Origin of the sequence: Citrobacter sp. RHB20-C16 (genome assembly GCF_013890155.1) — a bacterium.
GTDB classification, from domain to species: Bacteria; Pseudomonadota; Gammaproteobacteria; order Enterobacterales; family Enterobacteriaceae; genus Citrobacter_A; species Citrobacter_A amalonaticus.
This window is the reverse complement of record NZ_CP057630.1, coordinates 693883-712597: the sequence shown is the minus strand read 5'-3', so window position 1 is coordinate 712597 and position 18715 is coordinate 693883. Positions and strand designations below refer to the sequence as shown.

24 protein-coding genes are annotated in these 18715 nt (G+C 50.1%); 4 read left to right on the top strand and 20 right to left on the bottom strand.

The window, feature by feature from the left end; translation table 11 throughout:
* Positions 1 to 66: 66 nt before the first annotated feature.
* From HVX64_RS03480 to HVX64_RS03445, 8 genes are all read right to left on the bottom strand, one after another.
* Positions 67 to 2088 carry a replication endonuclease gene (locus HVX64_RS03480; RefSeq protein ID WP_181825256.1) on the bottom strand — a complete coding sequence of 674 codons (2022 nt, stop codon included), beginning with the start codon at positions 2086 to 2088 and terminating at the stop codon, positions 67 to 69.
* Entirely contained in the window at positions 2085 to 2945 is an 861-nt protein-coding gene (locus HVX64_RS03475) for a Dam family site-specific DNA-(adenine-N6)-methyltransferase (protein WP_181825255.1), read from the bottom strand. The genes HVX64_RS03480 and HVX64_RS03475 overlap by 4 nt, the downstream gene beginning before the upstream one ends.
* On the bottom strand, positions 2936 to 3169 hold the full coding sequence (locus HVX64_RS03470) for a DUF2732 family protein (protein ID WP_181825254.1): 234 nt from the start codon (positions 3167 to 3169) through the stop codon (positions 2936 to 2938). Before HVX64_RS03470 ends, HVX64_RS03475 begins: the two co-directional genes overlap by 10 nt.
* Positions 3170 to 3236: 67 nt before the next feature.
* Positions 3237 to 3638, bottom strand: a complete 402-nt coding sequence (locus HVX64_RS03465; RefSeq protein ID WP_181825253.1) for a hypothetical protein — start codon at positions 3636 to 3638, stop codon at positions 3237 to 3239.
* Positions 3638 to 4066 carry a hypothetical protein gene (locus HVX64_RS03460; RefSeq protein WP_181825252.1) on the bottom strand — a complete coding sequence of 143 codons (429 nt, stop codon included), beginning with the start codon at positions 4064 to 4066 and terminating at the stop codon, positions 3638 to 3640. The genes HVX64_RS03465 and HVX64_RS03460 overlap by 1 nt, the downstream gene beginning before the upstream one ends.
* Positions 4056 to 4283 (bottom strand): phage filamentation protein Fil family protein, encoded by a 228-nt coding sequence (locus tag HVX64_RS03455; protein ID WP_044328540.1) that lies wholly within the window; start codon positions 4281 to 4283, stop codon positions 4056 to 4058. The genes HVX64_RS03460 and HVX64_RS03455 overlap by 11 nt, the downstream gene beginning before the upstream one ends.
* 9 nt (positions 4284 to 4292) lie before the next feature.
* Positions 4293 to 4796, bottom strand: a complete 504-nt coding sequence (locus HVX64_RS03450; protein ID WP_181825251.1) for a phage regulatory CII family protein — start codon at positions 4794 to 4796, stop codon at positions 4293 to 4295.
* A 30-nt stretch (positions 4797 to 4826) separates the two neighbouring features.
* On the bottom strand, positions 4827 to 5048 hold the full coding sequence (locus HVX64_RS03445) for a regulator (RefSeq protein WP_181825250.1): 222 nt from the start codon (positions 5046 to 5048) through the stop codon (positions 4827 to 4829).
* A 107-nt stretch (positions 5049 to 5155) separates the two neighbouring features.
* On the opposite strand from HVX64_RS03445, the gene HVX64_RS03440 reads away from it, so the two are divergent.
* The 3 genes from HVX64_RS03440 to HVX64_RS03430 are packed head-to-tail and all read left to right on the top strand — an operon-like array spanning position 5156 to position 8008.
* Complete coding sequence (locus HVX64_RS03440; protein ID WP_181825249.1) at positions 5156 to 5749, top strand: phage repressor protein CI; 594 nt, start codon at positions 5156 to 5158, stop codon at positions 5747 to 5749.
* The gene (locus HVX64_RS03435) at positions 5749 to 6780 is read left to right on the top strand and encodes a tyrosine-type recombinase/integrase (protein ID WP_181825248.1); all 1032 of its coding nucleotides are present in this window, start codon (positions 5749 to 5751) and stop codon (positions 6778 to 6780) included. The genes HVX64_RS03440 and HVX64_RS03435 overlap by 1 nt, the downstream gene beginning before the upstream one ends.
* 1 nt (position 6781) lies before the next feature.
* The gene (locus HVX64_RS03430) at positions 6782 to 8008 is read left to right on the top strand and encodes a hypothetical protein (RefSeq protein WP_181825247.1); all 1227 of its coding nucleotides are present in this window, start codon (positions 6782 to 6784) and stop codon (positions 8006 to 8008) included.
* 333 nt (positions 8009 to 8341) lie between these two features.
* Here HVX64_RS03430 and HVX64_RS03425 read toward each other — a convergent pair whose 3' ends face one another.
* From HVX64_RS03425 to HVX64_RS03370, 12 genes are all read right to left on the bottom strand, one after another.
* Positions 8342 to 8683 carry a TA system toxin CbtA family protein gene (locus HVX64_RS03425; RefSeq protein ID WP_181825246.1) on the bottom strand — a complete coding sequence of 114 codons (342 nt, stop codon included), beginning with the start codon at positions 8681 to 8683 and terminating at the stop codon, positions 8342 to 8344.
* A 20-nt stretch (positions 8684 to 8703) separates the two neighbouring features.
* A complete protein-coding gene (locus tag HVX64_RS03420) occupies positions 8704 to 9021 on the bottom strand; it encodes a type IV toxin-antitoxin system YeeU family antitoxin (protein ID WP_181825245.1) in 318 nt (105 codons plus the stop codon).
* Positions 9022 to 9038: 17 nt separating this feature from the next.
* Positions 9039 to 9260 (bottom strand): DUF987 domain-containing protein, encoded by a 222-nt coding sequence (locus tag HVX64_RS03415; protein ID WP_181825244.1) that lies wholly within the window; start codon positions 9258 to 9260, stop codon positions 9039 to 9041.
* A gap of 8 nt (positions 9261 to 9268) precedes the next feature.
* Positions 9269 to 9751 carry a RadC family protein gene (locus tag HVX64_RS03410; RefSeq protein WP_181825243.1) on the bottom strand — a complete coding sequence of 161 codons (483 nt, stop codon included), beginning with the start codon at positions 9749 to 9751 and terminating at the stop codon, positions 9269 to 9271.
* A gap of 8 nt (positions 9752 to 9759) precedes the next feature.
* A complete protein-coding gene (locus HVX64_RS03405) occupies positions 9760 to 10203 on the bottom strand; it encodes an antirestriction protein (protein WP_181825242.1) in 444 nt (147 codons plus the stop codon).
* Between the two features lie 30 nt (positions 10204 to 10233).
* Positions 10234 to 11055 (bottom strand): DUF932 domain-containing protein, encoded by an 822-nt coding sequence (locus tag HVX64_RS03400; protein WP_181825241.1) that lies wholly within the window; start codon positions 11053 to 11055, stop codon positions 10234 to 10236.
* 97 nt (positions 11056 to 11152) lie between these two features.
* Positions 11153 to 11383, bottom strand: coding sequence for a DUF905 domain-containing protein (locus HVX64_RS03395; RefSeq protein ID WP_181825240.1), 231 nt, complete (start codon positions 11381 to 11383; stop codon positions 11153 to 11155).
* 71 nt (positions 11384 to 11454) lie between these two features.
* Positions 11455 to 11904, bottom strand: a complete 450-nt coding sequence (locus tag HVX64_RS03390) for an IrmA family protein (RefSeq protein ID WP_181825239.1) — start codon at positions 11902 to 11904, stop codon at positions 11455 to 11457.
* Entirely contained in the window at positions 11901 to 12353 is a 453-nt protein-coding gene (locus HVX64_RS03385; protein WP_181825238.1) for a YfjS/YafY family lipoprotein, read from the bottom strand. The genes HVX64_RS03390 and HVX64_RS03385 overlap by 4 nt, the downstream gene beginning before the upstream one ends.
* Positions 12354 to 12389: 36 nt before the next feature.
* Positions 12390 to 12959: a hypothetical protein gene (locus tag HVX64_RS03380; RefSeq protein WP_181825418.1), complete on the bottom strand. Its 570-nt coding sequence runs from the start codon at positions 12957 to 12959 to the stop codon at positions 12390 to 12392.
* The gene (locus tag HVX64_RS03375; RefSeq protein WP_047666967.1) at positions 12959 to 13663 is read right to left on the bottom strand and encodes a WYL domain-containing protein; all 705 of its coding nucleotides are present in this window, start codon (positions 13661 to 13663) and stop codon (positions 12959 to 12961) included. The genes HVX64_RS03380 and HVX64_RS03375 overlap by 1 nt, the downstream gene beginning before the upstream one ends.
* 200 nt (positions 13664 to 13863) lie before the next feature.
* Positions 13864 to 14739 carry a GTPase family protein gene (locus HVX64_RS03370; RefSeq protein ID WP_181825237.1) on the bottom strand — a complete coding sequence of 292 codons (876 nt, stop codon included), beginning with the start codon at positions 14737 to 14739 and terminating at the stop codon, positions 13864 to 13866.
* A gap of 494 nt (positions 14740 to 15233) precedes the next feature.
* Here HVX64_RS03370 and HVX64_RS03365 point away from each other — a divergent pair, with 494 nt between their 5' ends.
* Positions 15234 to 18548, top strand: a complete 3315-nt coding sequence (locus tag HVX64_RS03365) for an NERD domain-containing protein (protein WP_181825236.1) — start codon at positions 15234 to 15236, stop codon at positions 18546 to 18548.
* The last annotated feature ends 167 nt before the right edge of the window (positions 18549 to 18715 follow it).

Below are 18715 nucleotides of genomic sequence, written 5' to 3'. Positions count from 1 at the left end.
ACGAATTGTGAAATTTAATTTCCTGCCATCTACTGACAAATGAATGTGTTACACGCACATGCACACCTATAACCATCCCGGCCACAGCTCCTGTAATGGCTCGTTTTGAGTCTCTTTAAGCCGCCCGTTGCGGTAAGTCAGTGCGCCCTGACCAAATCTCAAACCACTACCCCGCAGGAGAATGGCTATTTCTTCATCAGAACCATCAAAACCCCGACTGCGTAATTCCAGTTTTAACCGTCTGCGGGTTCCCCCCTCCGTACAGTTATGGACAGAACTCCAAGGGGCGGCGTTGCCGCCAGAAAAACCCGCCTCCGCTGGCGCTTCGGCCAACTTCGCAACCTTTTGCCACTTAACAAGACGTGTGCAAACTTCTGAATCAGGAACCAAAGGAGAATAAACACCCTGTACGCGCTGCACGTCCTCCGCGTATTCGTTGCCTTGTTCCGTAATTTCATAGGCCAGACGAACAACCAGATCACGGCGGGCAACCAGTGCACCGCCCTGCGCCTGGGTATATGCAGCCCAGTCCCCGACATCAGCAGCGGCCAGAACCGCATCCATTCTGCGATCTGTCAGTACCTGATCCCGCAAACGACGCAGCTCACGCCAGACGGTTACCGGCGCACCACCAATCTGCTGAAACTGGCGAATACGCCAGCGTGAAGCCCACGCGGAAACGGACTTAGCCATATCTCGCAGGTTTTCTCCGGTTTCTTCGTCCTGCTCACCATCCAGCGCAAAACCATCAATATTTTTTGAAATGTATTTCGCGATATAGCCCGTGGCCGAACCTTTGGCGGGATCGATAGCTTCAACATGAAAACGCGCCTTCAGCGCCTTTTCAGATTGCAGTTCTTCAGAATCGGTAATTCTGGCGTGATAGCAAAGAATATCGCGTACCGTGTCCACGTCCTGCGGATGCATAAAAAGCAACATATGCCAGTGCGGTGTCCCGTCATGGTGAGGCTCAACAACCCGAAACCCAAATACATGAATACCCGCACGCGAGATCGCTGCGCGTGCTTTTGCCCATACGCCGCATAAATAGCGCTGGGTATCCTGCGGCGTACTTCCATCCCATTGCGATACAAAGCCCCCTTTGCTGTGAACCGCATGGAAACGTGATGGCGCGGTGATAGTGTAAAACTCACCGGCCAGCCCTTCTTCATTGGCCATATCTTCAAATCCCCGCATTCTTACCATTAGTTCACATCGACGGATCGCCGGATTTGCAACGCTGCGGTGCACCATGCTGTCCAGTGCAATGCGCAGCCCCTCATCATTCAGCAGATCAAACTTTTTAAAGAACTCCAGATTCCGCTTTTTCTGGTCTATCCATTCGCCCAGTGTTTTGCGGGATACATAAGCGCTGGCCGCTTTTTGTACCTGCCCCACCGCAATGGCCATATGTTCTCGCTGCGTATCACGCGCACGTTTAAGACGCAGGTACCACCATTCCGGCGCCATCATGCGCAGTATCCCTGATTCCGCCTTACGCATTTCCAGTTGGCCATCATTGGCCTCATGTTCAGCCCAGTACGGCGGCTGGTTATTCAGCATCAGGCAACATGCGCAAAGATGGCGGTATGATTCCAGGGTGCGGCGATGCAGCTCTCTGGCGTCGTCAGTGCCGGAATCAAACTGTTCGGTGAAGTCATAAAGTGACTGGGAAATCCAGCCAGATACCTGGCCAGCCAGTTTTTTAAGATCAGGACGGTCTAGTGACGGCAAGCGCGCCAGCGACTTACCAAAAGGAAGATCAGCAGCATCAGCGGCCAGCGAGTAACGCGCAGCCACTTTGCGCAGACGTGGCAATACACTCCCGCCGATGGTCTGGCGCAGGAATGTATTGGCACGGCGACGCCCGTCACGACCAGCAAAAAGCTTTTCATAGCGACGGCCAAAATACCCGGCTAACCAGTCGGGTATCTCATGCAGGTACCGGGATCGCCATTCATAATCCTGCGGGTTTACAGCCCACAGGCGGCGTTCTGTGATAGTCGCGTCTGCCGGTGTGCCTGGCGCGAAGGTTTCCCGCCTCCAGGCATCAACGGCATAGCATTGTTCGTTTATTGCCAGCGTCATGCGCTGGCCTCATGAGTCGCCGGTAAAGGCCATTTAAGAATCAGCTCCGCCGCCATTTTCGGGCTTGCAGCTGCCGCACCAACACTACGCGGCGCATTTACCTTTACGGCTTCAAATCCGGCGTACAGGTAATGAACCATTTCCAGATCGCTGTTTGACGCGACAACCGGAATCCCACGTTCAGCCAGACGGCGCAGCTTACGCGCCAGCCGCCCCTGATCCATGTGCGAAAAGCCACGTTCATGGTAAGCGGTGAAATTGGCGGTATCAGTCAGATAAGGCGGATCACAGTAAACAACGTCATTCCCGTCCCGAACCAAATCGAGTGTTTCTGAATAGTGGGCAGTAATGAACGTTGCGCGTTTCGCTTTTTCAGCAAAGGCGCGGATTTCATCAGCGGGGAAATAAGGCTTTTTGTACTTACCGAACGGGACGTTGAACTGGCCTCGGCGGTTATACCGGCACAGGCCATTGAAGCAGTGGCGATTCAGGTACAGGAAACGCGCAGCATTTTCAACAGATTCAGAACCGGCCTTACCACCAGAAAGATTGAAAGCATCACGCACGGCGTAATAGAAAACGGCACGGCTTTCTTCATCACCTAACGAACTGGCAGTAAACAGGATCTCCAGCTCATTCAGCAGCGCATCAGTGTGATACGCCATCGCCTTATAAAGATTAACCAGATCAGGATTCACATCTGCGATCAGATACTCGTCATAATCCGTATTCATCATGACGGCGCAGGAACCTGCGAACGGTTCAACCAGGCGTTTACCGTCTGGAAGATGCTGGCGCAGCTTAGACATAAGGCGGGCTTTGCTGCCCACCCATTTAAGCGGTGTTTTTATTGCCATGCCACACCGCCTTTGCTGCAAATCGCCGCGGCTTCTTCGCGGATTAACTCAACGATTTCCGTTGCGCTTAAACCTTCATGGGCTGCATAAGCGGCCAGCTTATCCAGACGGGTGGAACACAGATCGGCAGCTGCGGCTTTACCTTCCTGCGTGGCTTTGGTGAGCATGGCCAGCAGGTCAGTGCCTGATTTTGTTGCGAGTAAATCCTGACGTGTCATGTGCATTTTGGTTTCCTTAAAGCAAAAGAATCCCCGGCCACTTGAACCGTGGCCAAAAAATTCAGGTAGTTAATTAATGAAAAGTGGGTTGTACTGTGGCGGCTGAGTAGTTCGGTGCCGGAATCAGGTGCAGATCATAGGTTGTCCGCCACCACTCCTGGATCAGCGCTTTTATCTCGCCAACTCCCAGTGCCCCGGCTGTATAGAAAATTGCACGAATCCCCGCCAGCGCTTCTATCTGTGCTTCTTTGCTTTCCGCTTCGCGATACACGCAGCACCAGAAAGCGGCATTGATCGCCAGCCAGTGACGCGGATTTGTCATGTGTTCAGTGTCATTGAAGAAGAACGGATGCAAAGCAATACGCCCATTTTTACTGGTACTTTTCTCTGCAAACGCTAAAGCGTAGTTATGCGGGACACCCCACACAGCCAGCTCTGCCCCCAATGATTTGCCCTCAACGGATATAATGGTCATTAGTGATTCCCCTGCTGCTGCAACTTATGGACGATATGAGGCGCGATCACCATCTGCACCCCGCTACTGCTATAAATTGGATGTACTTTTTTGATCGGGCGGTTCGCGGTGCGCTTCGAAAAATCGCTGTCACGTAAACTGCCGAAACCTTCAAACGTTAACCGTGCCCGTGAAATGCCCTGGCGCAGTCGAATCATGTCCCGATAGCCCAGGCGTTCATAAAGCTCCCGCCAGCAGCATTTGCTTAAATGGGCTTTAAACGCCCCGGTACCAGAAGTAACCGCAGCAGCATGAAGCACCACGCCGCGCCACTCCGGTGTTAAGTTGTCCCACCATTCAGCGGCCTCGCTGCTTTCGCTGAAGTATTTGCGGCGGATCTGTTTTAAATGCTCCAGCCCGCGCTTTTGCTGTTCCTGGCTAATCGCCATAGCGCCCCCCTATACATCCAACCAGACGACGGGCTTTTGTAGACAAGAAACGCAAAACCGCCCCGCTTTTCATTCGAACAGGCTCATGCGCATTGAATTTATACGTGTGGCCAGGGTTCCAGCGCTGGCCGTTCGGCAGTTCTATCCAGCCCGTTGAACCACTCGGCAACTGCATGGCTGGTGATTCTTTTTTCAGGTAAGTCACAAACGCTTTCATGGTGTTCCCTCACATCAGGCCAGTGGCGTTGGTTGTGACCAGATCCACCGCAGCGGCCAGAACCGGCGCAGAGTGAATACGGCTTTCAACGGTATAAGCCAGCACGGATAAGCTACGGATTGCATCGCGGGCGCGATCCAGAATTTGAGTACGGCGGGCGGCGGTCATATGACCAGTTGATACGGCTTCCCCAGCAATCGCGCCTACACACGCAGTAGCGCTAAGCGCACACAGTTGCATGTTGGCTTCAGTGGCATTGTTCACAGGCACGGATGGAAGGCAGTTAATTTGGCCTAACATTCCATCAAGTAAACGCGCATCTTCGGTGTAATCCGTGATAGCCAAAAGCTCATCACAAGTTAAGCGGTGCGGTTGCGATGGATTCAGTTTGTTGCGAAGGATCTGCGACCTCATACCAACGGCTGCGGCCACATCTTCAAGATTGTGCTCAGTTGCAAATGCTCGGCAAGCCGCATCAAAGTGCGCATGTTTAGAGGTCTGGTAATCAAACATTGTTTGCCTCTCCCTAATCCGTAGGATGGATTACGCGTTAAGCGAAATATTGCATTCGCTTAACGCCTGAACGGTCAGAGCGGCCATATTGATCTCAACGCGTGCACGTGGCTTATCACCTTTGCCACGAATCGGCAGACGGCCGTCGCGCACCATGTCACGGGCTGTCCCCATAGGCGTACCGGTGATGCGGCAGTATTCATCAATAGGGAGATAAGGTGTTGGAATGGCGATTGTAATGTTAGGACGCATAAGGCAAACTCCATTGTTCAGTTGAGCGCGGCAACGCTCATTGATATTCGATAAAAGCGAGACAACAAACCGGAGGTTAACTCGATAAAGTCGAGTTTGCAAGCATCATGAACATACATAGTCGAAAGGTGTTGTTACCAACGAATAGTGCGGAAGTGCTCGATCGAGTGTGTGAAGCATACGGTTTCACAACTTCACTGCAGCTTGCTGAATACCTAGATATGGCTTCAAGCAGCATGTCAGCCCGCAGAACTCGCGGCGTTTTCCCTGCGGATATAGTTGTGAAGTGCTCCCTGGAAACAGGCTTTAATCTCGAATGGCTTACCACAGGAGAAGGGAAAAAATACGAAGCCGAAGCACTAGATATAATGAAGTTCGCTAGAAAAAAACTAGTTGACGGGCAGCTCTATGATTCTGGCTATGTGATGTTTGATAAGGTTCTTTTCAGAGCTGGCACCCCTTTACCCGAAAACCCGGTGTGTATTCAGGATGACAAAACACAGTACATCCTCGATCAAACGTTCGCAGAGGTGTTCGATGGTGAATGGCTTGTGAACATTGAAGGCAAAACAAGCATAAGAACCTTGACCCGCATTCCTGTGAAAAAAGTACGGGTTAGCGGCGTGGGTATGGCTTTTGACTGCGGTCTGGAAGATATCGAAATTATCGGCCGCGTCGTGATGACTATCGTTAATTCATAATGGGCATACGCAAGCAGACAGACGGTAAATGGCTGCTGGACTTTTACCCAGAAGGAAAGCCCCAGGGAAAAGCCAGCAAACGCATCCGTAAAACCTTTTCCACCAAAGGTGAGGCACTAGCCTACCAAAGCCACATCATGGAAAACGTCCATGTAAAACCATGGCTGGACGGAAAAGAAGATCGCCGCAAACTGGTAGACCTAGTTAACCAGTGGTTTGATGAACATGGTGTAACTCTGGATGATGGAGAAAAACGCAAAGGAGCTATGGCTTTTGCATGTGAGAGCATGGGCAACCCTTCCGCACATGAATTTAACTCCACCATGTTTTCCCTTTACCGGAAAAAACGCCTATCAGGGGAGATATCCCGCACTTCTCGTGTGAAGCAGGTATCCCCTAGGACCATGAATCTGGAGCTGGCGTATTTCCGTGCAGTATTCAACGAACTTAAGCGACTTGGCCACTGGAAACTAGATAACCCGCTAACCAATGTTCGACCGTTCAAATCAGAGGAAGCCGAACTGGCATATCTGGAGCATGAAGAGATCACTCGCCTTCTAGAAGAATGCTTGAATAGCCGGAACGATAGCACTTATTGGGTGGCTAGCTTATGCCTTTTAACTGGCGCCCGCTGGGATGAAGCCGAATCAGTAACAACCAAACAAATTAAAAATTTGAAAGTTAGTTTTTTCAAAACGAAAGGCAACAGGAACAGAACTGTACCGATAAGCCTAGAATTTTTTGAAGCACTCCCTAAACCTGAAAAGCCGGGGCGTTATTTCAAATCATGCTATTCGGCATTTCGGAAAGCTGTCGAACGTGCCGAATTGAATTTACCAGATGGGCAACTCTCACACGTACTGCGCCACACATTCGCCAGTCACTTTATGATGAATGGAGGGAATATTTTGGTACTAAAAGATATATTGGGACATACCGACATAAAAATGACAATGCGGTATGCTCACTTTTCCCGAGACCATCTAGAAGATGCAATCAAATTAAATCCAATAAATCAAGCGTGGAGGTAATATGGCAATTTTCAATAACGAAAATGAAATGCAATTATGGCTTGAACAACATATGGAGGAGAATGAGGAGGGTCTAGGTTCATTAATATATGATTTTGAGTCAATAGAAGATTTCAAACCTAAAAATCAAATTGAAAAAAAATTAAAAGATAGCTATCTAAACTGTTACCCGTCCTTATTACTAACTGAGATAATAACGAAAAACGAAAATATCTCATCATCTAAAGGCGATATTCTCAAACCTGATATCCTCGCGTACGGGATAGAAAGAGAATCAATCATCCTTATAGAACTTAAAAATCTTTCAGGAACAACTCGTGAAGCAGGTACGGAACTAGCAGCATACGCCGGAGAGTTGAAAGGTTATTTAGCACATCTTTCAGATGGAGATATAATAAATGTAATAATATCTCCTCATTGGCCAACACTCCTGAAACATTACATCTTCAATAATATTGTATGGCAAAATAAAAATATGATTTGCTTAGAGCCCTGCATTATTGATGGAGATATAAAGTTAAAACCCCTCGATTTGAAAATTCTTCTCCAAACGGAAGTCCCTCAGAAGTTTGGAGCAGACCACCTTCGCGGGTATCATATATGTTTATATGACTACACGCAGTATTCTGAAAACAGGACTACGACAAAACTTCATTCTCAGCTCGATGTGATTAAATCAAGCCTATCACGAATGGCAGCGGAAGGAGAGAAAGGGAACAGTCATGGATTTTTAATCCTATCTAAAGAAATCGCAGGTTTTGGATTAGCGCCGTATATGATTACGCTAGTTAATGTAGCTCCGCTGTCATCAATTGAGAGATACTTTCATTCTGACGATATCAACAGCCATGAAGACCTGCCATTTATAGGACAAAAACTCTATGATGTATATACGTATCATGAACCACTTGGTTTAGGGGTTAATACTTCAAGAATTTTCCATTCGGGCAAAGATTATCTAAAAAAAATATGCAAACCGGAAATAGAATCTTTGAATCCTTGGTCAATATTAAGAGACGAAATAAACAACATTTTTACGGAAGCTATTTATTTTGAATCATGGGGGATATTTAAGGATAAATCTATGGATGTTTTATTCAAAAAGTATGAAATGGGTGAATACAGCAAAACCTTAAATTCAATATCTATTGGTCTAGAAGTCATTGACGAACTTATTGATGAAGATTATGAGTTCAAATATTTCCCTGCGTTAAGAACTTTAGACTAAAGGAACAATGAGTATGTCCCCTTTTTGCCCCCTCAGAACTCAAACACCCAATAAATACCGACAACATTCAATCCTTAACTTCATGATTTACATGTAACTTATTGTTTTATAAAGGTGGAGCAGCGTTCTCATAATCGCTTGGTCGCTGGTTCAAGTCCAGCAGGGGCCACCAAATAAAACAAGGAGTTAGATGAGAAATCGTCTGACTCCTTTTTCGTTTTATACGAATCGGGTCAGGTAATGGGTCAGGTAAGGAATTACCGCCCTGCCCTCTTCATCTCGCTGCCAGCATCCCCGGATAGTGATGAAAGCCAGTAATACTGCCCGTAATATTCACGATATAGCGTTATTACGGCTCCGCCGCAACAAGCCAGTTGCCTGCCGCGCTCGCAGGATATCTACCGCCCGAAGATAAGGGGATTGCTCCTGCCAGTTAAACCCTCTGCGATCGATACGAACCAGTTCATATTTTTCCACCAGAAAATTCACGGCATCAGTCAGCGTGATACCGGCATCAATGTGTTCCTGAATCACAGTTTCATCACTGAACGGCGTGTCGTTTAGCGTCAGGCCATAGTGCTGTTCCAGCAGGCGTGTCAGTAACATTTGCCAGACTGCCACGGGCGACAGACAGGGCTTTACCGCCCGCGAAGTTGTTGCAGGTTGAGGTTTCATGTTTTCTCTCGTGAAGGTAATTAACGCTGAGTGGGGTAAATGGCGATGTATACGTAGCCGCAACTGCCAAGAGTATCGGCTTCGCAGGTAAAACCGTTGTGGTACAGGGTGACACAGTGGGCATGGCGAGGGTTCATTTCACCAGCGGTAAGCATCGACTCCAACTGGCTGATAAAATGTGGAAATGCTACATTCAGCTTGAGACACTCGGGGTCACTGAATTTACCGGTAATACTGGCCCGGTCAGCCAGATAGTGCAGCCGGTTGCCCTCCTGCACCAGACGTGCTCCCAGGCGCGGCGTGATATATCGCTGCAGGCCCCATGTGGTGTTGCTCATTTATAACCTCTTTATTGTCAGTTCAGGGTAATACTCATCAGGCAGGCATACGGTCCGCTGCGGTCCTGGCGGCGTTCGGCGTATACCGTCAGCACGCCGGGAATGTCAGGAACGACCTTACCGGTGTAATGACAGACACTGCCGTGCCACTGGTATCTGCCGGTACAGTATAGAAAAATGCGGGAGGCCGGACGCTGACGGTAAATCGTCATCGCCCGGCGTTTACTGATAATTTTCATGTCATACCTCAAAGCAGACCGTGTTCAGCGAACGACAATATCTGCGTGCCACCGACGATGAAATGGTCAGGCACACGGATATCAACGAGCTGAAGCGCCTGCACCAGACGCTGCGTTATGGTCTTATCTGCCTGGCTGGGCGTGGTGTCGCCGGAGGGGTGGTTATGCGCCAGTATCACTGCTGCTGCATTGAAATACAGGGCGCGTTTGACCACCTCACGGGGATGTACCTCGGTGCTGCTAATGGAACCGGCAAACAGGGTTTCATGGGCAATCAATTGGTTCTGCTGATTCAGGTACAGCACCATAAACTCTTCGCGCTCCAGCCCCGCCATTTTCAGTTTCAGCCAGTCACGGGCAGCCCGAGTGGAGGTGAATGCTACACCTGTTTCTCGCAGGTGTCGGTCAAGCAGCGTTAAAGCGCGTTTTACCGTGCGTTGTACGGTCAATGGAAGTGCCGGAGCCTGTGGGATAAGTGACTGTTCCATCATGAGTATCCTTAATCAATAATGCGCAAAATGGCGTGGGATTCAGGGTGCTGCAGAGCGTAATCCCGCAGGCGGTAATAGTGATCCGTCATGCCATCGCATTCAGTGCGACAGGCATGGTGGCTATATGCCATCAGGCAGAGCGCAATACCGGCAGCCTCTCCGCTTATTTCCGCACCATTGCCGTTCATGCCGTTGAACAGATGCCATTTATCGTCACCGTCAGCATCAGGGGCCATAAACGCACCGCCATTACTGAGCGTGTAAAAGGACCAGATTCCACCGCAGTACTCGTCACAGAAGCGATCCATCCAGGCGAAAATGCGAGGTTCAAGGGTTATCCATTGCGGGATGGAGCCAAAGTGCTGCGGCCAGAAGCCGATACGTAACTCGTCTGGGACCACTGAGGCAGTAATTGCTTCCTGCTCAGCAAACTCAAGGTTTTGTGTATTCATTTAACTATCTCCTTATGCCGGAACGGTTGCTTAACGCCCGAAAAACTCGAGCATGTTTTCTGCCATAACCCACAGGGCACGATTGAGCTTCACATCGCCATCAATACCGGTAACAGCACGCGTGCGGCTGTTTTTCCCCTGTGCGGTTCGCCCTGACAGACCACCTTTCATCAGGTTCTCCTGCACGCGCTGGTATACGGTCCACAGGTCATCGCTGTAGTCCTCCCGACGACGCGGAGTCAGCAACTGCGATACCGTGACCGGCTGGTGGTCCTCACCAAATCGATACTTCAGTGCAGCATTCGCCAGTGCGTGACGGGCGGGTACAGGTAGCGCCAGAGACTGCATTGCATCTCGTTTCTCATCCACTTGGTCAAAGACCCCAAGCACTTCGTAAGCCCCTTCAATCACCTTCTCGATGACATTACCTTTATGCGGTACCCGCACTTCTCCGAATGACTGGCCGCAGACCAGGCCGTTGGTACAGACGCCGCGAAATAGTCCCGGCAGCATCTGGTAGCTCGAGGAGCCGTCATGGCTGTTGAGCAGGATGATTTCCGGTACCTGATGCCCGGTAAGTTGCCCGGCTCGACGCAGACGCAGCATATGCTTGGTATGCTCCCGCTTGCTCTGGTCACGGACCTTCGTCTGGCAGGCAAAGAACGGCTCAAAGCCTTCACGCTGCAGGCTTTCGAGGATGGTAATAGTAGGGATGTAGGTGTAACGGTCTGAACGAGACTCATGCTTGTCACTCCCGAATACGCTGGGCACATGACTCATTAGTTCTTCATGGGTTAAAGGCCGATCACGGCGTATCTGATTAATACGGCCAAAGCGGCTGGCTAATCGCATGGGTAACTCCTTATACAGTCGACAAAATACAAAAGGCCACACTTCCCGAGGGAGGTGTGGCCTGACTTTGTTTATAACAGTGATGCGCTGGTGGCAGTTATGCAGGGAATTTGCGGAGGCCATAACGATCGATATACCGGTTCAGCCAGTAACCGTCATCCGGCTCAAAGTTCCAGGCTCGCCAGATCATGCAACGCTCATGACGGATAACCAGACGGAAATGCGTACCCTGGTCGTCCTCTATCGCAACGTTGGAATATTGAGCCGCAACCACCTCTGCCTGCTGGCGCGTAAACGATCCATCAGGCAGTTCAGTGAGTTCAGGCATGCAGGCACCTTAAAACAAAAAGCCCCTGTGGCATAAGCGACAGGGGCTGAATCAAACGGGTAACGAATCGGTTAAGATGCTTTACCACCGACAACCGTGACTTGCAGCGGTTGGTAATACTGCGGGTCGAAAACGGACAATGGCAAGTCAATCTGGTAACCATTACGCTCTTCCGTTGCCTTCATGATTTCGACGGAGTTGACGCTTTCCACGCATTCGTTCTCCAGCGAGGCTTCCTGAGAGCGAGTGGCATCGCTGTCGCCAAATGCAGCCACCGCCATATTCCCCATCGCCAGTGTGTTCCCCCCTTTATCTTTCAGGCGCAGGGAGAGTGTCAGAGGCCCGAACCCCTCACCACTTCCGCCGTTATCCAGACGAAACTGCCACACGCAGACATTGCCCGGCACCCAGACCATGTCTGTGTTGCGGATACTGATGTAACGCTGTTCTTCGGCCTGAGCCGGTGAAAGCAGACAAAGGCTTAGAGCGAAAACTGAGATAACGCCTTTCAGCTTCTTCATGGATTTTTCTCCTGATTCTCCGGCAGATAGAGTTTCCCCATTTCCTTGCCATCGTGTGAATACACCACCGATTTTTCACCCGTGTAGCTGTCGGTTTCAATCCTGAAGCTCAGGGTGATATTGTCCGCAAGACACAGGGCAGCAATCAGAGGCTGCACCGTTTTCTGCTGCATATCCGCAATGTAGTAATAATTGCCTGACTCACAGCCTTCCGGCGACTGGTTGGTTTTCATCACCGTATATTGCGGTGTGCCGAAAGCATCCTTCTTTACCCATTCCTGGACAATATCGGATTTATGCGAGACCACCTTGCTGAACGGTGGCGGAGTCAGGTCCTTAAAACTGGCTATCGTTTTCACACCCGCATCTTCCTTGCGGTCGCAGCCAGAAACCCCCATAGCACCGATAACCAACAAAGCGGTGAGAACAGGTCGATACAATTTCTTCATGGTGCAGATTCCTTATTATTCGTCCGTTCCGTTGCTTCAGCAGTTGCCAGTTCGTCGGCACAACTCAGCCAGACTCTGTTGGGCTACCCACTGCTGCAGTTTCTGCTCTGAGGCAGAACGCTTCGCCGCCAGGGCAGCCTGCTGCTGTTTGTTGACACAGTTTTCCGGGAATGCAGCAAGTACCTGATTGCTGTGAGGTTCGTCAGCCAGCTCCAGCTGATACTGGGTGTCGATGATAGTGAAGTAACACCCTTTCCCCTGGTCTTCACCCTGATAGACCGATGTCAGGTCGGAATAATAACCGCTGGCAGGTTTCAGATTCAGCTTGCGCACGGTATGTGTTTTCTTGTCGGCGAGAAAATAAGCACCACCACCACGCTGACGCAGCAGGAATTGCCTGGTCCAGGGATAATTGCCAATCACACTGGCCTGATAGAGCGTATTGTTTAGCGTGTCGTTATCCATGCCATCGGCCGATTTCCAGCCATCCGCCTGCATGTACTGCCAGAATTTGACGGTACCCACGACAGTTTCGGCAAAAGTCGGAAAGGCAGCGCCAGCGCAGAGACTGACGGCCAGTGCCGTTGTGGTCAGTAATTTCTTCATCATGATTCCTTATGAGGTAAAAGACCGTCGCCAGTTCTGGCGAGCAGTGAATGAAAAACGTGAAAATGGGGAAGGGCTCTGAGTAATTCCGGTTCGGCGAGAACATTACGAATCTGAAGGTCGGGTACGAACAGTTCCGGGTGCAAGGTAACCGCATGGATATCGTTCAGAGGAAACACTGCCACGCGATGATGATGCTCTCCAGTCAGATACCAATGCCCGCCGCAGAGTACGAGGCGGTATGGTGCAAGCCCTGAGCAACGACAACCTTCAGCCAGCAGCGTCACGCGACGATGATCTGATATAGCCCTGACAAGGCGTGTAAATATGCCTGGCCTGGGCGGCGACAATGACTCCGATTCTGCCCATATGAGGCACGGAGACTCACCGGGCCCACTCAGCAATGAGCTGACCATGTGGTTATCCATGTCAGGAAACAAGGCCTCCACACCTGACTGACGAGCAAAAGTCAGCACCGCCAGTTCGCGCTGATGGCTACCTGAAAGCAGACGACAGGTGCCGTCGCGATATTCCAGGTCCAAGTACATCAGTCGCTCACGAAAATCCCGGCGGAGGGTACGGAGCGATACACCAAACTCTGCGGCAAGAAGGCCCATATCCAGTGTTTCGCCAGCAACAAGGCGGCTGATAATGAGGGACAGCCGAACCGCCAGTCGCTCATGGCGACGCTCAGTCTGGGACATTAGATTTTCTCCATCCTGTTAACAGGCTGAAAATTAAGTGATTAGTGTAACGAAGGGGTCGGACAGGGTATGGACATGGGAAGGCGTATTTTTTCAGTGCGAGGATTACAGCTGTAATGCGCCTTTACGCGTTGAAGGTGCATTGATCGCTCATTAATTGAGCACGAAAAGGACAGGAAGTGTCCGCTATACGCGGTTTTTCAGAAGAAAATCCAGTCCCAGACGGAACGGGCAACGGTCACCACGGCTTCCCGCACGGTTCGAATCACAGCCCTTACAGGCGCTGGCAGAAAAGATGATGACTCTACATTGCCAATCACTTCATCTACGGCATGACCAAAGCGCTCACGTGCCAGCTTTTTTACCGGCTCGGTGCAGAGCCTTCCATGCAGTTGTGTTGTCAATGGGCTGGCGGCCCGATCAGGCAGACTACGCATCATCGCCTCTACCATCGCATCCAGCCCCCATCCAGTTCGGGCCGATACAACACAGACTGGATGGTGCGGCAGGAAGAGCCGCTGTACAGCGCTCCGCTTGGCCTCAATTGTCGACTGTTGGCTATGAGATGGTGTATTGCTGGTGGTATTCCACTGATGGCAGGGCTCGGCCTTGTCAACCTGATTTACCACAAACAGAACTCTCTGCTGATACGCCAGCATGATCTCTCGATAAAAATGCTCATCCACCGACAGAGCGCGATCATCGACTTTGATAACCCACAGTACCAAATCCAGTTCCGGCAGGATGCGACGATACAGTGCGGCGTATTCGTCATCACGTTGTTCGCTTTCACCCACACCAGGTAAATCAACAATCATCAGGCTGTGATCGCCATTGCGGAGCCGGAAGCGCAGCACGTCGCGAGTGCAGGCTTCAACATTGCTCACAGGTGTTACCTCTCCCTGGAACAGGGCATTACAGAGCGACGACTTACCCGATCCGGTTTTTCCCATGATGCCGATTACCGGCTCGTACTGAGTGAGACTGCGAAGACGTACAAGGATAAGTTTGCGAAGCGGGTCTGGCAATGAAGCCAGGGGTTGCTCAAAGGCCTGAAGACCATCAGATTTTTGCATATGGAGATCTCAGCGTGAAAAATAACGAGCCCCGCAATCCGGTAAGGATGCGGGAGGATTCACAGTGATGATATCTATCTAAAATTATTTGGAGTAATTATCAAAATTAAGCGTTACGTGAGCACCGTAATGGCAATCATTTATCGATGAGAACCACGTTCCATGGCAGCAGTTTGGCCACTTTGTTGCCCGGGCACCAGGATTCTGTACCGAACAGCGCCTCGCGAAAATCAGGCCGAGGCACAAGCTGTCTAGAACTTGGTAGTTCTGTGAAAAGGATGATTATCAGTTAACTTAATGGCGGCCAGATTCAGCAACTGAGAAATTTGAGAGGGAATATGGTAGCTTGGAACGCTAAGGTATGCGCCCCTCTCCAACTTCGGCAGGCATCTAATGGAAAGAATGCCACCTGAATTTAAAGAAGCGGAATTAATGGTCGGGGTGAGTGGGGTGCTGTGTTGATATTTGGCGCGTCGTAAGGATAATTCAACCTGATGAGCACAGCACGTCGCAATGTGAACAGAGTTCGGCTATTTATCGGAGAGCGTATAGAACACGCCTCGGATCGCGATGTTTTGGTCACCGTTTGCGATGCTTTAGAAAAGGGCTCCGAGTGGGCCTACATATTCGCCAATTTCAACGTTAACGGTCGTCAGGTTGATGTTGCGGTCTTTTCCGCCACAACTACGCTTGTTATTGAAGCCAAGGGATATACACAACCCATCAAAGGCAGTGTCAACGGCCGTTGGACCCAGGCCGGAGCGTATGGCAGTCGACAGCTACGCAACGGGTACACTCAAGCCCTAGGCGCCAAGAATGCGTTGCGTGACGCGATGGCCGCGCTATTCAGCGATCTTACCGGCTATCCCAATGCTTTGCTGGCCATTACACCTGTGATTCCTTCAGGCTCCTCATTGCCACCGAGTGATTTCAAGGTAGTCACTGGCGGACTGGATGCGATCAAGATTTCTCTCAGTTCAAGGTCAGGAGCCTTACTAAATGAAGTGCAATGCCAAGCGCTCGCAGCCCATTTGAGCCTTGAACGCATATCGGAAAGAGATGCAGCAATTCATGAAACTGTGCTCATATCGGAGCAAACAGTGTCGAGTTATAAATCCGCTTTCTTGGAGTATCATGGGCCAACTGGTGCACGACTGGTAGAGGACCAATACCTCCTTGATGACAAACTGATCTCGGCATCTAAGATTCTTGAGATGGCTCTGTCGTCGCAATCTGCACTTCTGATCAGGGGACCGTCAGGATGTGGAAAGTCCTTGCTAAGTGCGCGTATCGCCACAGAATGTATGCAGGCTGGTGTGCTGCCTATCCACATCCAAGGCAAAGACTTCGAGGGCAAGCTTCAGAAAATAATTGATGCCGAGCTTAGACTACTCGGTGCTTCCGTGCGCGATATATTAAGAGCAAGTCGTCTCCTTTTAAAGCATATTGTACTGTTTCTCGACGGCTATAACGAATGCCCAGAGCATTTGCGAATTACTTTAACGCGAAGCCTTCAAGTATTTTCACTACGCTATGGTGCAGGCCTTGTGATTACCTCACAAGGCATCATGGCCAGGCAAGAGCTTCTGTCAGTAAAAGAGGCTCTTGTCAGCCCGCCGCAATCCGCATTGAAGTCACAGCTCGCAAAACTTAGCAAAGAAGATGAAAACTTCACAAACTGCCAGTCTCTCCTTGAAATAGCACTCTCTGGGCTTGAAGCTGAACTCATTGGGCAGGCAGCAGCTTCACTGCCCGCTGGGGCAAGTACGTTCGTTCTATTCGACACGGTTACTCGCATGCGCCTCGGCAACTTCGCAACGGCGGGAATTCGCGCTCTTTCCGGGTTTGCAGAAGAACTGATCTCTCAAACTGCATTTAGTGTGTCCATTCGAGAGTTTGACAGATTTTGCGATGCGGCAAGTGTGACTGACGCGGCACGGTACGCGATCCTTGAGTCGCGGCTTGTGTCACAGCGTGGTGACAGACTTAGCTTCTCTCATGAAATGTTTTTCTATTTCTTCATGGCGGAATCTGTAATCCGGGTAGCGCGTAAAGATTCTGAGCGAATACAAGCTATTCTGCGATCTCCACGGTTTCATGGCTCTAAGGCTCTTATTCTCGGTGCGGTGGAGGACGATTCGACACTAAAGGATATTTTGGAAAAAACCACTGATAAGGGCATCCTGGAGTCTTGCGTCCGAGGAGAGTGTGGAGAAGCCGCAAGACGTACCGTCAAAGCAAAGTTTGACGTGCTACTCGCCGAAATGGTCGCAGAGACTTCTGAACTGCGCTTCCTGATCAATGGCGAGGGATGGCATAGCTGTTCGATTGAAACTGCCTATCATCGGCCAACCCTCTCGAAGTTTGAAGTTTTTCTTCCTGCTATTGGCTGGCTTCTAATGCAGGGGGTCCATTTAGAACAAATCATGACGGCATGTCGCGTCATGGAAGGAAAAATTGCCGAAGCCAATCGGGAGCTTTATAAGGAAGCAAGGGCCAAAAAGGTACCACTTCTGCACGAGACATTTAGCCAAGCCTATGTGTTCAATCGTAAGATCGCGCTTTCGCAGCTTGTGTCCTTCGTCCATAGTGGTGGCCTAAGTTTTCGCCATAGTCCAGGGAGCGAATTTGGTGAAGCTCTGAAAAAATCATGGAAGGAAGCGAGCACACATAGCGAATTCTACGTCCTTCTCGGAATCACCAAGTTCACGAAGTACGCTCCGTGGGCAGCGCCATGTGTGCTGAATCTTCTTGAGAGACTGCAGAGCTTGCCCTACCACCTTCAGCTAGACACGCTGGACTTTTGTGTACACTTGAGAAATGTGGATGATGCCGTAAAAGCAAAGATGATCGCGGCGCTTGAGGACTCCATGGACAAATTGGGCGTGTTTATGAATTCCATGATTTTTGATGCACTGAAGGGTTTAGGTGGATTAGAAACCGAAGAAGAAAACTACAGAACGGTGGTCTTAGAGGAGATCGAAAGTGTGTGCTCCGAGACGGGACCGCAGGCCGATACCGAAGCATGGAATATCTTCTCTCGACAATTTGATCATCCGTATGACGGCATTTATTGGGAAGAGATAAATAATCTCGCCAGCGCTCAGAAGCGGCAGTTCCTTTTCAAGGCACTCAAAGGGGCAAGCACCGAGTATGTTTCGTTTGTCGATATTCTGATTCGTCAGCTCGCAGATTTCGGTGACTCATCAGTTTCTGAGGCTATTGAACCTTGGCTTAGGCTGCCAGCCAAAAAGTCGGTTGTGCCACAAGATACAATCGAGGTGTTTTTCGCAGCACACGAAGCGATGGGGATTTTAGACCTCCCACTTCCTGCCACTGTGACATCGACTATCGATGTTGATGAAACTATGCGGGCCTGCGGGGAATTAGCTTACTGGGCTTGCCGGTTAAACATTTGCGAACTCGAGTCTTCACCTCAGACTCTCGGTGCACGGACTACATTACTGGATTACTCCTCTTCGGCAAGTGCCGGAGCACTGTGGTCTTCAACATCTCGAATGTTGTCTACGGATGGTACAAGAATTAACGTTGCAGCGCGCTATCCGAAAACAGCCCTAGCTATCTGCCGCGATGCATTGACCAACCATGGGTCGCAGAAGACGTACCACGAACACGGGTTAATGAATGATCAGGCGCGCATAGCTTCCTTTTCCATTCAAGTGATTGGGCAGTTTGGTGACGCCGATGACCTAGGACGTTTACGCAGTCTTTGCGACGAAGAGGAACTAGGTCATGAAGCACTTAACGCGATCCATAAGATTGAAGACCGTATTCGTTATCGAAAATAAATGTGTCAGCAGGGATATTCAGACACTGGCAGAGCGTTAGACGATATGAGTGAATTACCTGAGTAGGCACGTAAATATACTACTTCGCTTATTTTTCGGTAGGTGTAGGCGGAAAACAGCTATCGGATTGATTTGTGCGATTTAGTGACATACCACTTATCTCAAAT

Bases quoted from the DNA above. Each gene is read 5' to 3' on its own strand.
- HVX64_RS03460 (WP_181825252.1), bottom strand. From the start codon at position 4,066: ATGGCGATTAGCCAGGAACAGCAAAAGCGCGGGCTGGAGCATTTAAAA.
- HVX64_RS03385 (WP_181825238.1), bottom strand. From the start codon at position 12,353: ATGAAGAAATTGTATCGACCTGTTCTCACCGCTTTGTTGGTTATCGGT.
- HVX64_RS03425 (WP_181825246.1), bottom strand. From the start codon at position 8,683: ATGAAACCTCAACCTGCAACAACTTCGCGGGCGGTAAAGCCCTGTCTG.
- HVX64_RS03445 (WP_181825250.1), bottom strand. From the start codon at position 5,048: ATGCGTCCTAACATTACAATCGCCATTCCAACACCTTATCTCCCTATT.
- HVX64_RS03380 (WP_181825418.1), bottom strand. From the start codon at position 12,959: ATGAAGAAATTACTGACCACAACGGCACTGGCCGTCAGTCTCTGCGCT.
- HVX64_RS03465 (WP_181825253.1), bottom strand. From the start codon at position 3,638: ATGACCATTATATCCGTTGAGGGCAAATCATTGGGGGCAGAGCTGGCT.
- HVX64_RS03430 (WP_181825247.1), top strand. From the start codon at position 6,782: ATGGCAATTTTCAATAACGAAAATGAAATGCAATTATGGCTTGAACAA.
- HVX64_RS03475 (WP_181825255.1), bottom strand. From the start codon at position 2,945: ATGGCAATAAAAACACCGCTTAAATGGGTGGGCAGCAAAGCCCGCCTT.
- HVX64_RS03410 (WP_181825243.1), bottom strand. From the start codon at position 9,751: ATGATGGAACAGTCACTTATCCCACAGGCTCCGGCACTTCCATTGACC.
- HVX64_RS03375 (WP_047666967.1), bottom strand. From the start codon at position 13,663: ATGTCCCAGACTGAGCGTCGCCATGAGCGACTGGCGGTTCGGCTGTCC.
- HVX64_RS03455 (WP_044328540.1), bottom strand. From the start codon at position 4,283: ATGAAAGCGTTTGTGACTTACCTGAAAAAAGAATCACCAGCCATGCAG.
- HVX64_RS03365 (WP_181825236.1), top strand. From the start codon at position 15,234: ATGAGCACAGCACGTCGCAATGTGAACAGAGTTCGGCTATTTATCGGA.
- HVX64_RS03450 (WP_181825251.1), bottom strand. From the start codon at position 4,796: ATGTTTGATTACCAGACCTCTAAACATGCGCACTTTGATGCGGCTTGC.
- HVX64_RS03390 (WP_181825239.1), bottom strand. From the start codon at position 11,904: ATGAAGAAGCTGAAAGGCGTTATCTCAGTTTTCGCTCTAAGCCTTTGT.
- HVX64_RS03470 (WP_181825254.1), bottom strand. From the start codon at position 3,169: ATGCACATGACACGTCAGGATTTACTCGCAACAAAATCAGGCACTGAC.
- HVX64_RS03440 (WP_181825249.1), top strand. From the start codon at position 5,156: ATGAACATACATAGTCGAAAGGTGTTGTTACCAACGAATAGTGCGGAA.
- HVX64_RS03395 (WP_181825240.1), bottom strand. From the start codon at position 11,383: ATGCCTGAACTCACTGAACTGCCTGATGGATCGTTTACGCGCCAGCAG.
- HVX64_RS03480 (WP_181825256.1), bottom strand. From the start codon at position 2,088: ATGACGCTGGCAATAAACGAACAATGCTATGCCGTTGATGCCTGGAGG.
- HVX64_RS03415 (WP_181825244.1), bottom strand. From the start codon at position 9,260: ATGAAAATTATCAGTAAACGCCGGGCGATGACGATTTACCGTCAGCGT.
- HVX64_RS03400 (WP_181825241.1), bottom strand. From the start codon at position 11,055: ATGCGATTAGCCAGCCGCTTTGGCCGTATTAATCAGATACGCCGTGAT.
- HVX64_RS03435 (WP_181825248.1), top strand. From the start codon at position 5,749: ATGGGCATACGCAAGCAGACAGACGGTAAATGGCTGCTGGACTTTTAC.
- HVX64_RS03405 (WP_181825242.1), bottom strand. From the start codon at position 10,203: ATGAATACACAAAACCTTGAGTTTGCTGAGCAGGAAGCAATTACTGCC.
- HVX64_RS03370 (WP_181825237.1), bottom strand. From the start codon at position 14,739: ATGCAAAAATCTGATGGTCTTCAGGCCTTTGAGCAACCCCTGGCTTCA.
- HVX64_RS03420 (WP_181825245.1), bottom strand. From the start codon at position 9,021: ATGAGCAACACCACATGGGGCCTGCAGCGATATATCACGCCGCGCCTG.